General features: G+C 37.3%; 12 protein-coding genes. 7 read left to right on the top strand and 5 right to left on the bottom strand.

Features of this window, described 5'->3' with window-relative positions:
• Positions 1–68: 68 nt before the first annotated feature.
• Positions 69–1328: a putative DNA modification/repair radical SAM protein gene (locus ACM40_RS09740; protein ID WP_048502602.1), complete on the bottom strand. Its 1260-nt coding sequence runs from the start codon at positions 1326–1328 to the stop codon at positions 69–71.
• A 143-nt stretch (positions 1329–1471) separates the two neighbouring features.
• On the opposite strand from ACM40_RS09740, the gene ACM40_RS09735 reads away from it, so the two are divergent.
• The 6 genes from ACM40_RS09735 (at position 1472) to sucC (ending at position 7962) form a co-directional block, all read left to right on the top strand.
• Positions 1472–2800 carry a hydroxymethylglutaryl-CoA reductase, degradative gene (locus tag ACM40_RS09735; RefSeq protein ID WP_048502601.1) on the top strand — a complete coding sequence of 443 codons (1329 nt, stop codon included), beginning with the start codon at positions 1472–1474 and terminating at the stop codon, positions 2798–2800.
• 166 nt (positions 2801–2966) lie between these two features.
• Positions 2967–4037: a hypothetical protein gene (locus ACM40_RS09730; protein WP_048502600.1), complete on the top strand. Its 1071-nt coding sequence runs from the start codon at positions 2967–2969 to the stop codon at positions 4035–4037.
• 1 nt (position 4038) lies between these two features.
• On the top strand, positions 4039–4419 hold the full coding sequence (locus ACM40_RS09725; RefSeq protein WP_048502599.1) for a DUF423 domain-containing protein: 381 nt from the start codon (positions 4039–4041) through the stop codon (positions 4417–4419).
• A gap of 7 nt (positions 4420–4426) precedes the next feature.
• On the top strand, positions 4427–5356 hold the full coding sequence (locus ACM40_RS09720; RefSeq protein ID WP_048502598.1) for an alpha/beta hydrolase: 930 nt from the start codon (positions 4427–4429) through the stop codon (positions 5354–5356).
• 6 nt (positions 5357–5362) lie between these two features.
• Positions 5363–6640 (top strand): chloride channel protein, encoded by a 1278-nt coding sequence (locus tag ACM40_RS09715; protein ID WP_048502597.1) that lies wholly within the window; start codon positions 5363–5365, stop codon positions 6638–6640.
• A 131-nt stretch (positions 6641–6771) separates the two neighbouring features.
• The gene (sucC, locus tag ACM40_RS09710) at positions 6772–7962 is read left to right on the top strand and encodes an ADP-forming succinate--CoA ligase subunit beta (RefSeq protein ID WP_048502596.1); all 1191 of its coding nucleotides are present in this window, start codon (positions 6772–6774) and stop codon (positions 7960–7962) included.
• A gap of 363 nt (positions 7963–8325) precedes the next feature.
• Here sucC and ACM40_RS09705 read toward each other — a convergent pair whose 3' ends face one another.
• Entirely contained in the window at positions 8326–9210 is an 885-nt protein-coding gene (locus tag ACM40_RS09705; RefSeq protein ID WP_048502595.1) for a mechanosensitive ion channel family protein, read from the bottom strand.
• Between the two features lie 95 nt (positions 9211–9305).
• Between ACM40_RS09705 and ACM40_RS09700 the strand changes: the two genes are divergently transcribed.
• On the top strand, positions 9306–9941 hold the full coding sequence (locus tag ACM40_RS09700) for a peroxiredoxin (RefSeq protein WP_048502594.1): 636 nt from the start codon (positions 9306–9308) through the stop codon (positions 9939–9941).
• Positions 9942–10042: 101 nt separating this feature from the next.
• On the opposite strand, the gene ACM40_RS09695 is transcribed toward ACM40_RS09700, so the two are convergent.
• The 3 genes from ACM40_RS09695 to ACM40_RS09685 form a co-directional block, all read right to left on the bottom strand.
• Positions 10043–10633: a hypothetical protein gene (locus ACM40_RS09695; protein ID WP_048502593.1), complete on the bottom strand. Its 591-nt coding sequence runs from the start codon at positions 10631–10633 to the stop codon at positions 10043–10045.
• Positions 10634–10793: 160 nt separating this feature from the next.
• Positions 10794–11309, bottom strand: coding sequence for a membrane protein (locus tag ACM40_RS09690; protein WP_048502592.1), 516 nt, complete (start codon positions 11307–11309; stop codon positions 10794–10796).
• A gap of 82 nt (positions 11310–11391) precedes the next feature.
• Positions 11392–13665, bottom strand: a complete 2274-nt coding sequence (locus ACM40_RS09685; RefSeq protein WP_048502591.1) for a TonB-dependent siderophore receptor — start codon at positions 13663–13665, stop codon at positions 11392–11394.
• Positions 13666–13786 lie beyond the last annotated feature (121 nt).

Raw genomic sequence — 13786 nt, 5'->3', positions numbered from 1 at the left:
AAGTGGACGACTTCCGGTTCTTATTTCTAAATCTCTTAATTTCTCAATCTCTGAATCTTTAAATTAATCTAAAACAAGCTCAATTGCTGTGAAAACTGGTTATGAAATTTAGAAGAACTTCCGCCTACAAGCAAATTTCTGAAGTTTTTATCTGTCAAATACCTCAGGTAAGCATTTCCTGCATTAAAATCAATAAAGTATTTTGCCCGGTTGACCGCAGCTCCAAGCTTTTTCAGATGGTCCATATTTAAAATCTGAAAACGGCGTGCCTGAATAATTTTCTGTGCTGTCTTTACTCCAATTCCCGGAATTCTTAAAATCATCTGGTAATCCGCAGTCTGAAGATTAATAGGGAACTGATGCAAATGCCTCAATGCCCAGCTCAGTTTCGGATCAACCTCAAGATCCAGGTAAGGCATTTCCGGGTCTAAAATTTCTTCAGCCTTAAATCCATAGAACCTCATCAGCCAGTCAGACTGGTAGAGCCTGTTTTCACGAAGCATAGGAACTGCCGTTGTCAGGGAAGGCAATCTTTTATCTTCCAGTACCGGAACATAACCGGAATAATACACTCTTTTCAGACTGAAATTTTTATAAAAATGATCCGCCACTTTGATGATCTGTAAGTCATTTTCATTGGTGGCACCCACAATCATTTGGGTAGACTGTCCTGCAGGGGCAAACTTGGGTACTTTCCTGAAAATTTTCTTTTCATCCTTGTATTGGGCAATCCCATTCTGGATATATTTCATAGGGCTGAGCATATCCTGTCGGTTTTTTTCAGGTGCCAGTAATTTCAGCCCGCTTTCTGTAGGAATTTCCAGGTTGATTGACAGCCTGTCTGCATACAAAGCGGCTTCCTGCATCAGTTCATCGCTTGCTCCCGGAATAGATTTCAAATGAATATAGCCGTTAAAATTTTCCTCTAAACGAAGTTTTTTCGCAACTCTTACAAGGCGCTCCATCGTGGTATCCGCATTCTTAAAAATCCCGGAGCTTAAAAACAAACCTTCAATATAATTCCTGCGGTAAAAGTTGATGGTAAGATCCACAACTTCCTCCACTGTAAACCCGGCTCTTTTAATATCATTGGAACTTCTGGATACACAATAAGCGCAATCATAAATACAGTGATTGGTCAATAAAATTTTGAGAAGGGAAACACATCGTCCGTCTTCCGTGTAAGTATGGCAGATTCCGCTTACGGAACTGTCTCCTAAAGCGCCTTTTCTATTTTTTCTTGTTCCCCCGCTGGATGAGCAGGAAACATCATATTTCGCTGCATCAGCAAGGATTTCAAGCTTTTCTTTCAGGCGTTCAAAATTCATATTTTAGTGGAATGTTATAATTTGTATCAAAATATTATCCAAAAGTAGTTCCAAAATTGATAAATATCAATTTTTTTCTGTAGAAGTTATCCACAACGGAGACTTACAAAAATTACTATCTTTACACATATTAAATTTATACTATGAATCATAAACCGGTAGAGGGTTTCTCTAAACTTACAAAACAGGGAAAAATCGATTGGCTTGTCAACGAGTATCTTGAAGGAAACGAAGAATATCAAAATATATTAAAACAATACTGGAACGAGAATGCTGAGCTTCAGAAACTTCATGAAGAGTTTTCTGAAAATACGATTTCCAATTTCTATATGCCTTACGGAATTGCTCCGAATTTCTTAATTGACGGGAAATTATTTGCCCTTCCTATGGCTGTTGAGGAAAGTTCAGTAGTTGCTGCAGCTTCAAAGGCTGCTAAATTCTGGATCGATAAAGGAGGTTTCAAAACGACCATCATCAACAATGAAAAATTAGGGCATACCCACTTTATATTCAATGTAGAACCTCATAAGCTTCTGCATTTCTTTAATTTTAAATTGAAGAAAAAATTATTTGAGGCTACAGAAGATATTACCGCCAACATGAGAAAAAGAGGCGGTGGAATTTTAGACATCAAATTAGTAGACAAAACATCTGAAATGCCCAATTATTACCAGCTTAAAGCAAGCTTTGATACGGTAGATTCCATGGGTGCGAATTTTATCAATTCATGTCTTGAACAGTTCGGAAAAACAATGAAGCAGGAAATTGCAACGAGTGAAGATTTCACCCAGGAGGAAAAGAATACGCTTCAAATCGTGATGAATATCCTTTCCAATTTTACGCCTGACTGTATTGTAAGAGCTGAGGTTTCCTGTAAAATTGAAGACCTGAAAGATGACAGCGGAATTTCCAATGAAGAATTTGCCGCCAAATTCAAACAGGCAGTTACCATTGCAGAAATTGAACCTTTCCGTGCTACAACTCACAATAAAGGAGTGATGAATGGGGTAGATGCTGTGGTGATTGCTACAGGAAATGATTTCAGGGCAACAGAAGCATGCGCGCATGCCTATGCCGCAAGAGACGGACAGTACAGATCCCTGACACACTGTACAACGGATAACGGGATTTTCAGATTCTGGATCGATCTTCCGATTTCTGTAGGAGTAGTAGGAGGACTTACCAACCTGCATCCATTGGTGAAATTCTCACTGGCACTGCTTGGAAAACCTTCTGCACAGGAACTGATGAGTATTCTGGCGGTTTCCGGACTGGCCCAGAATTTTGGAGCTCTCCGTTCTTTGGTAACTACCGGTATTCAGAAAGGCCATATGAAAATGCACTTACTGAATATTTTGAACCAAATGGGCGCTACGGAAGAAGAAAAGCAGCATTTTGTGACTTATTTTAAGGATAAAACGGTAAGCCATCACGAAGTGATCAATGAATTTAACAGATTAAGAGCCCAGTAATGCTGCAGATTATCCTGCCCATAATATTCATCCTGTTCGGAATCTTTTTAAAGAAGACAACATCACCGGGCTTCAGGAATTCCAAAAAGCTTTCCAATGTCTTTATTATATTGGGAATATCAACCCTGGTGGCGAAAATGATATTAATCTACATCCATTCCAGATCATGAAAAGGAGTACAGTATTTTTCTTATTGCTTTCATGCTTAAGTTTTTCACAACAGAAAAATGTAAAGATCAGTGATCTGCAGCCAAAATCAGAAAATACTGTTTTTCCGTTGGTTTCCTATGCAAAAAATTCTCTTGTGGAAAATAAGATCAATACCTTTTTGCAGGTGAGTGAACTTGAATACATTCCGGATTCTGGCGGGAATCCTTTTAAAAAAGCTTCTACTGCCACAAATTCCTATACCAATTACGTTTATTTTTACAGCTGGAAAAAATTGGAAACACCTCAGAATATTTTGAGCATCAATATAGAGGGTGAAGCTTCCGGAGCTTATCCTGAAGGTTTTTCGGAATGGATGAATTTTGATCTGAGGACAGGAAATTACATCAATGCTGAAGATCTGTTTCAGGTAAGTAGTGTCAAAACAGTGAATGGTTTAATTCAAAAAAGAATCAAAAAAAGGGTTGATGACTTTCTTGCCGAATTGAAATCTGAAAAAAATCCTTCAGAAGAAGTTCAGGAGCAGATTGGTATGTATGAGGATTGTTTCATGGATTACACCCTGAATGGGATCAAATATTTTTTCGGAAAGGATAAAATTACTTTTGTGGCAGGCAGATGTTCCAACCATGCAATGCGGGCGCTGGATGATCTTGGAAGTCACGAACTTGAATTTACCTATAAGGAACTGGAAAAATACTGGAGTCCTTATGCGAGAAACCTTATTTCCGGTTCTGAAAAAGTTGACGGAACAAGTCCTGCCAATAAGTTATTCAAAGGAAAAATTGATGGAAAATATCCCATAACAGTTTTGTTTAACGAAATCAATGAGGACGATTCCTTTTCTGCTACCTATTGGTATGACAAGAATAAGCAACCAATCAATTGGAGAGGAGAATTTGTTCATAATCATTTTTCTATCACAGAAGATGATTATCATAATGAAGAACTGAAGCAATGGATACCAAGAGCTTTAGTGGAAGCCGATCTGAAAGGAAATAAAATTATCGGAACCTGGCAGGATTACAAAACAAAAAAACATTTAAATCTAGAATTAGAAGAGTTATAAAATGAAAACAGTTACTTTAGTTTTTGGTGCCGTTTACGGAATGTTATCCGTGATTTTAGGAGCATTCGGAGCACATGCTTTAAAGAAAATATTAGCTGTGGAAAGACTGGAAAGTTTTGAAACAGGAGTAAGATATCAGATGTATGCAGCATTCTTTTTGCTGATCATCGGATATGTCTTAAAATTTGAAACGTCATCTGAAAAATGGATGTCAATTTTAATGATCACAGGGACCTTTTTATTTTCAGTAAGTATTTATTTCTTAAGCCTGCAGGATTATTTAGGAGTCAATCTAAAATTCCTGGGTCCGATCACTCCGCTTGGAGGTCTTTTTATGATCCTGAGCTGGGGAATGCTGATCTTTTATTTTCTAAAAAAATAATTTTTTTATGATCTTAAGGCTTATCTTTTTGTTGGCCCTTACTCCTTTTATATCATTTGGCCAGCTGCCAAAAGTAAGTAACGGAAATATTGAAAGGATTAATTTCGCCTCTCAATTTGTATTACCCAGAAATGTAGATGTATGGCTGCCGGAGGGATATTCAAAAAATAAAAAATATTCCGTACTGTATATGCAAGACGGGCAGATGCTGTATGACCCGGAAATGACCTGGAATCATCAGGCATGGAATGTTGATGATGTTATGGCTAAGCTCATTAAAGAAAAGACTGTACAGAATATTATTGTTGTAGGAATCTGGAATAATCAGCAATTAAGACATACAGATTATTTCCCGCAAAAGCCTTTTGAAGGCTTAACTCAGCCACAAAAAGATACTATAAAGAGCCAGTTAATAACTGCTGGGGCAGCAGAAGGCAACTTCAATCCTAATTCTGATAATTATTTGAAATTTATTGTCAAAGAACTGAAACCTTATATTGACAAAAAATATTCTGTGCACAGAGACAGAGAGCATACTTTTATTGCAGGCAGTAGTATGGGGGGATTGGTCTCACTTTATGCCATATGTGAATACCCTGACATTTTCGGTGGCGCAGCATGTATTTCCACCCATTGGCCGGGAACTTTTACTTTGAAAAATAATCCTTTTCCGGAAGCTATGTTAGAATATTTTGAAGCCCACATTCCAAGCAGCCGGGATCACAAATTGTATTTTGATACGGGAGATCAGACACTTGATGCCATGTATCCGGAGATACAAAAAAAGGCAGATAATATTATTAGAAAGGCAGGATATTCTGAAAAACAATGGAAAACCTTTTATTTTCCTGGGGAAGATCACAGTGAAAAAGCCTGGAGTAAAAGGCTATTTCAGCCATTGAAATTTTTGCTCACAGAAAAAACAGGATTAAAATAATAAATAATGAAAATCAATAGAAGAAGACGGTTAATACGGACATTTAATCTTTTGGATCAACCTATCAGATTCAATCCGTTTGTATTCAGCCGTACTTTTTTCATGTGGGCATTTACAGGACTCGTCGGAGGAATCATTGCTGGAGGTTACTGGATCATTTTAGAATATTTTACAGAATTTTTAGCTGAATTCCAGGGTTGGATGGTTGTTCCTACGATGGCGGTATGCGGTTTGCTGGCAGGGTTTGTGATTCATTTTATCGGAGATCCGGGAGAAATTCACCTGATTGTTAATAATATCAGGTTTAACAAAGGAAAACTGGATCCGAAAAATAACCCTTCCATGATCCTTTCTTCGCTGTTCTGTGTAGCATCCGGAGGAAGCCTTGGCCCGGAAGCTCCTCTTGTTCAGGTAACAGGTTCCACGGGAACATGGCTTGGAAAAATTTTCAGACTGAAAGGTGAGGAACTTCGTTCTTTGAGTATTGCAGGGATGGCCTCAGGTTTTACAGCCTTGTTCGGGGCTCCGCTTGGGGGAAGTCTCTTTTCACTTGAAATCCTGCATCACAGACACGCTGTAGAATATTATAAAGCAATTATTCCTGCGCTGGTGGCCAGCTGTTTCAGCTATGTTATGTTCGCTTTGATTATTCATCTAGGAATAGGCGCAATGTGGGATTTGAAAGCTTATCATTATTCAGGGGTATATGATTTCTTATATGCTGTAGCTTTTGGAGCGGTGGGAACTTTATTCGGATGGATCTTCATTTTTGTGGTAAAATTTTTCAAAAAAATTTTTGAATACAGATCATTTCCCATTTACATAAAAACATTGGTCGGAGGAATTATTTTGGGAATTATCGCCTACTATTTTCCATTGACGAGATATTTCGGACATCATGAAATTAATCAGCTGATCAACGGGAATTTTGCCCTGAATTTTCTGATCGTTATTTTGGTTTTTAAAATCATTGCTATTGCCGTAACCGTTACCTCCGGGTGGAGAGGCGGTTTCATCATTCCGCTGTTTTTTGTGGGGACAACCTTAGGACTAATTATTCATCAGCTATTTCCTATAGTGGATACAACGTTGGCCATTGTAAGCTGTATGGCCGCGATCAATGCCTGCGTAACGAGAACTCCGATGAGTACCACGATTATCCTGGGAACCTTAACCGGATTTACCTATTTCGTTCCGATCCTTTTTGCAAGTTTAACGGGCTATTTCCTTGCACCGAAAATACCGTTCATCGGGTCACAGTCTGAAAAATTATCCGAAGAATAGGGCCAATTTGGCAAACATGTTAAAAATCAAGTTCACTGCACTTTAATTTTTAAGTCAATAAACTTGAACTTCCGTGTCTTTTTAGTAAATTTGTCAACCTTTAAATTTTAAAATAAAATAATAAAAATAATATGAATCTTCACGAGTATCAATCAAAAGAGATTTTATCAAAGTACGGAGTAGCTATCCAACGCGGTTTCGTTGCAAACAACGTAGACGAAGCTGTAGCGGCTGCTGAAAAACTGACTGCTGAAACCGGAGCTCAGGCTTGGGTGGTAAAAGCACAGATTCACGCAGGTGGACGTGGTAAAGGTGGTGGTGTAAAGTTCTCTCCAAACATGGATAAGCTTAAAGAAAACGCTCAGAACATCATCGGAATGCAGTTGGTAACTCCACAAACTTCTGCTGAAGGTAAAAAAGTAAACTCTGTTTTGATTGCAGAAGACGTTTATTATCCGGGAGAATCTGAAACTAAAGAATTTTATGTTTCTATTCTTTTAGATAGAGCTGAAGGTAAAAATACGATCGTATATTCTACTGAAGGGGGAATGGATATTGAGCACGTTGCAGAAGTAACGCCTCACCTGATCCACAAAGAAATTATTGATCCTGCTTTAGGTCTTCAGGGATTCCAGGCTAGAAAAATTGCTTTCAACCTTGGTCTTGAAGGAAATGCTTTCAAAGAATTTACAAAATTCATCACATCTCTTTACAATGCTTATATCGGAATTGATGCTTCTCTTTTCGAGATCAACCCGGTATTGAAAACTTCAGACAACAAAATTATCGCTGTAGATGCTAAAGTAACTTTGGATGACAACTCATTGTTCCGTCACAAAGATTTAGCTGAATTAAGAGATACAAGAGAAGAAGATCCAATGGACGTTGAAGCTGGTGAAGCCGGTCTTAACTTCGTAAAACTTGACGGTAACGTTGCTTGTATGGTAAACGGTGCAGGTCTTGCCATGGCAACTATGGATATCATCAAACTATCTGGTGGTAACCCTGCTAACTTCCTTGACGTAGGTGGTACTGCTGATGCTCAAAGAGTTCAGACTGCTTTCGGAATCATCCTTAGAGACCCTAACGTAAAAGCTATCCTGATCAATATCTTCGGAGGTATCGTAAGATGTGACAGAGTTGCTCAAGGGGTTGTAGATGCTTACAGAGCTATGGGAAGTCTTCCTGTTCCGTTGATCGTAAGATTACAGGGAACTAATGCGGTAGAAGCTAAACAATTAATTGACGAATCAGGTCTTCCTGTACATTCTGCAATTACTTTGGAAGAAGCTGCCAACAAAGTAAAAGAAGTTTTAGCATAAGCTGAACTTTTAAATAATAAGGAAAACCGTTTCAACAATTGAAACGGTTTTTCTTTTTTTATCACAAAGGTCCAAAAGCTTTTTAATGTTAAATACTTTAGGTCACTTTAGTTTTAAAGTTTTACTATCCTGAAAACAATCAGATCGCATAATCAGAAAAATCAAAGATTTTCTTAAAAAAATTAAGTGTACTTTCTATGCTCAATTTATTTAACTTAAAAATAACTTAAGTGTCAAAAAAACTTAAGTGTCAAAAAAACTTTTGTGTTTAAATTTTTTCTCTTGGCTTCCATGGTTCTGTTACCAGAGACGCAGCCTGAATTTAAAACATAAAAAAACCGCTTAGGAAAGCGGTTTATATTTTTATTTATCCTGATTTTCAACCGGAAGAGTTTCTCCATTCGTAATATTGATGCTTGTTGGTGTTACCAGCTGTATATTATCAGCATCCAGGCGCTGCTTGATCTTCAGATAAGCTTCACTTTTTACCTGAACGATATTGGCACCAATTTTCATCCAGAATTTAGCCTGAAGATTGAAATTGCCCTGTTTCAAGTCGGTGAAAATGACTTCTGAGCTATCCAGCCTGTCCACATTGTCCATATTTTTAATAACGTCCAGCATTCCTTTTTGCGCTGTGGTGATATCTTCATCTGCCGGGATCTCAAAATTCAAAATAATCCTTCTCTGCGGTGATGCTGTAATATTATAAAACGGAGCATTGAAAATAACCTGATTGGGTATGTAGGCTTTTTTCCCGTCATCGGTAATAATCTTTGTCGTTAAAAAGCCTATTTCCTGAACTGTACCGGAATGATTACCTATAGTTATATAATCTCCTATTTTAAATGCCTTATCGATCCCGATGAGCATTCCTGAAAAAATACTGGATACCAGATCTTTTAAGGCAACCCCTGCAATGACCCCTGCTACCCCTAAACTTCCGATAAACTTCCAAAGGAAACCGCTGAAGCCCATGATTTCGAGCGCGATAAAAGTTCCCATCATCATAATCAGGAACCTGAATACACTTATTAAAGTAACCAGAGAACTTTCCTTCTGGCTTTTCGGGAAAAATTTATGAAATAATTTTACGGCGCCTAAACTCAAGTACTTACTGGTAATAAGGAAAAAAGAAAAGACTAAAATTCCGACGATAAGTTTCGGTGTAAGCTCGGCAAACCTCATATACCAGCTTTCCAAAACCCTGTAAATGACATCTACGTAGCTGTATCCATTGTTCTGCATGAAAAAAAATTTATTAAATATAGGTAAATTTTCAACAAAAATTTTGCCAGTTTCAAAAAGTCTACTAAATTTGTAGACTAACAAAGCGAAATATTATGTCAATCAAACTCGGAGATACAGCACCGGACTTTCAGGCAGAAACGTCTTTAGGTGATATTAAGTTTCATGAATTTTTAGGTGATTCCTGGGGGATTTTATTTTCCCATCCTGCAGATTATACACCTGTATGTACTACGGAGCTGGGTTACACCTCGAAACTGAAGTCAGAATTTGATAAAAGGGGAACAAAGGTTATTGCTTTAAGTGTGGATGGGGTAGAAGACCATCAGAACTGGATTAAAGATATTAATGAAACCCAGAATACGGAGGTGCAGTTTCCTATTATAGCAGATAAAGACAGACGCATTTCGGAATTGTATGACTTTATTCATCCGAATGCTTCAGCTACAGCCACCGTGCGTTCATTACTGATCATTGATCCGGATAAAAAGGTAAGATTAATTATTACTTACCCGGCTTCTACAGGAAGAAATTTCAACGAAATTCTGAGAGTTCTGGATTCTCTTCAGCTGGTTGATTCATATAAAGTGGCCACTCCTGTCAACTGGGAAAATGGCGAGGATGTTATTGTACCTCCTGCTATTTCTACCGAAGATGCGAGAAAAATATTTCCGAAAGGGGTTACTGAAATAAAACCTTACCTGAGATATACGCCACAACCTAATACGTGATTTATTTGATTTTTTATAGTTTAGTTTTAATTTGTACGAAAATCGCCCCGAAAAATTTTTCAGGGCGATTTCATTTTTTATTTAAGTAAAGGAGTAAGTGATTATTTTAAATCATTAGCTACTTCTTTAGCCTTTGAAGTAGGGAAGTAAAGACTGAATCCTACGTTGAAAGTAATATTAGAGTTTAAACCTTCGCTACCAAATCCTGCTCTACCTCTATATTTTACTAGACCTTCCAAACCAATGTTCGGAGTAATAAAATAAGAATAACCCGGACCTGCACCGAAATCTAAACCGGTTGTAGAGTCTCCGTTTTCAACAGATCTACCTCCGATACCAACATTTCCTTCAAGGAACCATCTTCCGTGGTGAAGTAAATTGTCAACACCTTTCTCTCCCGGTGATAGGAAGTAACGTCCCAAAGCACCAACCCCATAAGTAAAATCAGTTGGTGATCCGTTGGTAACTTTTTTAATACCTAAATCTACATATCCACCTACTGCTACGTTATCATTTACAAAATAAGCTGCTTTAGGCTGTAGTGCAATATCATAACCACCACCTGTATTCAAACCGAAGTTACTTGATAAGAGACTGGTACCTACCATCCAGTTACCTTTTTGAATCTGAGCGTTAGCAGTTGCTGTCAAACCTGTTGCTGCCAATATCCCTGCAAAAATTAGTTTTTTCATAATTTATTATTTTAATAATTAAATGGTACTATTAATTGAATAGAGAAAAGACAATAAATGTGCCAGACTTCTTAATTTTAGATAAAAACTCAGAAAAACTGTTAATTTTAGTATGATTGAAATGTGAATTATTTCGTCTTTTTTTTGCTAATACTGCAATTTATATCAATAAAAGAATCACCGAAATAATAAGGCCTGCAATAGTGAATTTTATTCCACGTTTGAAAGCTTTTGTTTTAGGATTAAACATCCAGAAACTTGAAATGACAAAGAAAAATAAAGCAATCCCGAAAAATGTATTCAGGGGAGATAAAGTTTCTTTTGACTGCGATTTATGAAGTTTTACCATCTTGTCCAGTACAAAAGGAAGTTCTTTTTTTGAATATTTTGCCTTTCCGGTGGAAGCGTCATAAGTTCCCTGCTTAAAATGAAGAACGGTGCCTTCCGTTTTCTCTACTTCGAGACCTTTAATTTTCAGTTCTTTTCCAAGCTCTTTTTCTGAAAGGTTAACGGCAAGCGTTTTATCATATTTTTTCTCATTCTTAAGAAAATCTGTATCCCTGTAAACAAGTAAAACTCCGCTCAATGCATACACAGCCATTATTCCGGCAAGAAAATATCCCAGATAACGGTGAGTAATTCTCATGAAACTTCTTGTGTCTTTGATCTTATCCATATTGTATATTTGTTTTATAATTCAAAAAGCGGAAGCTGCAGCAATGCAGTTTCCACTTTGAATACTGAAATTATATTTAATTCTAGAGTTTGTACGTTAATGTAAAATAATAGTTTCTTGGTGTAATTGGGTTAACTGAATAATTTTCGTGCACGTTATAGTTCTCAACATCAAACAGGTTACCCACTTTCCCCTGGATAGAGAATTTCTTCCATTCGTAGCCTACGGATACCGTTACAGTGGTGTAATCTTTTAGCTCAAACATTCTGCTTACCCCGTTTCTGGCTGCTAAACTGTTACTTCCCTTTTTGGTATCGTTCCATCCTGCAATCCTGTCACCGATGAAGTAAGCTCCAGCCCCTATTTTTAAGCCTTTAGCAAATCTGGTGAATTTGTAAAATATTGAAGCATTGGCAGTTGTAGCCGGGGTTCTTACAAGTCTTTGATTTTCTACATACCCAACATCTTCAGGAGTGTCCAGATATACCGAATTGTTGTAAGAGAATCCTCCTATAATAGATAAGTTCTCAGTAGGATTTCCTGTAATATCCAGTTCCACACCACGGCTTCTCATTTTTCCGGCAAAATCTTTTAAAAGCCCGTTTGGATCTATTTGAACCCCTGCATCATTTAATGCAACCTGATAGTAATTTTTGTATAATATCTGATAAACAGTAAGATTTACCGCTAAAGCATTATTCCAGAGATTTTTCTTTGCCCCTACTTCATATTGGTCAATATAAGTAGGTTTAAGAGTTTGAGTTGGATTATTTCTATCTGAACCTACATTATTGGAGAAGGAGTTGGTATAGGTTGCGAATACTGATAAATTATCATTTGGCATATATATTACCCCTGCTTTAGGTGATACTGCCATATCTGATGAGCTTGAAAAAGGAACATCGGGCTGGGTATTATCCTTAAAGTTTTCTTTTCTGGTGCTTTTGTTTTCTACATAGGACCATCTTAAGCCAGCAAGTACTTTAAATTGCTTTGAAATACTAATGAAATCCTGAGCATATACTCCTATCCTCTGCGTAGGAATCCTTGAACGCTCAAATTTTGCTACATGTTCCGAAGTTGGCATTGTGCCTCCTGCCCATGTAGATGGATCATCTAAATAAACAAGTCCGTTAGGATTCCCATTTGTACCGAATAGGAAAGAGCTTCCGTAGACTGCTTTTTTCGGATCAGCAATGGTAGGATCGTAATAGGTATATGAATCTGCCAATCCATAATCTGCATCAGCCCCGATTAAAACTTTATGGTTTATACTTCCCGTATTGAACTCTCCATTGATGTTGGCCTGTAATGAAGTATAATTTTGTTCATTATAAGTTCTGTTCAGAGGTCTTTTCCATGCCAAACGGTTACCTGCATATTCCCACTGCACCCTTTCCGTTGAGAAATAGTCCTTGGTATAGTTTTGATAAGATGCGGTAGCATTTAAAGACCATTTTTCACTGAACTGGTGGATAAATGTTACATTCGTAGATAACTGCTCTACATTTTGATACTGCCAGTCCGTACCTAAAAAAGCGTTTCTTGACAATAAATTGTTCATGGAATAGCTTTTGTCAGTATTGGTGATAGAACCAATCCCGAAATCAGGAGTGAAATTATTCTTAAGATAATCTGCCTCTACAATTAGCTGTGATTTCGGACTAAGGTTAAATAAAAATGAAGGATTGAAGTAATACTTTTCAGATTCTACAACATCTCTGAAGCTTTCGGCATATTCATAAGCACCGTTTACCCTAAAGGCAATGTTTTTGGATAGAGGTCCATAAATATCAACGGTCGGTTTATAAGAATTCCAGCTTCCGCCGTTTAATCCTATATTTCCGCCAAAATTAAACTTAGGTTTCTTGGTAATCATATTAATAATTCCGCCTGCAGCTGTATTTCCGTACAGCATGGCGTTGGCTCCTTTCAGTACTTCAACCCTTTCCAGACCGCTTACTTCAGGAAAAACACCACTGTTAATTCTTGCTCCGTTTTTAAAAATATTATCATTTCCTAAAATGAAACCACGGCCCCCAAAACTGTCCTGAGAATTCCCTCTGGATGAAGTAATGTACATTCCATTTACATTCTGAAGCACATCGCTTAGTTGTTTCGCCTGCTGCTGCTCAATAATTTCATGAGTTACAATAGAAATAGCCTGAGGATTTTCCATCACCGTAAGGCTGGACTTTGTGGATAAAGTTCTTGCCTGATTTGGATTTCCGGTTTTATGAAGATTAATGTCTTCAATCGTTTGGGTTCTGATAGTATCGGCCTCAATATTTTTCAATTGAGCACTTAGAGACAAGGTACCCAGTAAAAATCCTAAAGTTACAAGCTGTTTATTCATTTTATTTTTATGTAGACTAGTTTTAAATAATGCGGCAAAAGTAAGAATTTTGCAAAGGACTAATTTAGAATTAATAAAAATAATAAAATGATTTTTGTCATATTTTATTGAGGAGGTAAAC

Origin of the sequence: Chryseobacterium sp. BLS98 (assembly GCF_001045445.1) — a bacterium.
Lineage (GTDB): Bacteria > Bacteroidota > Bacteroidia > Flavobacteriales > Weeksellaceae > Chryseobacterium.
The sequence above is the reverse complement of the archived record's forward strand: the minus strand, read 5'-3'. Positions and strand labels throughout refer to the sequence as shown.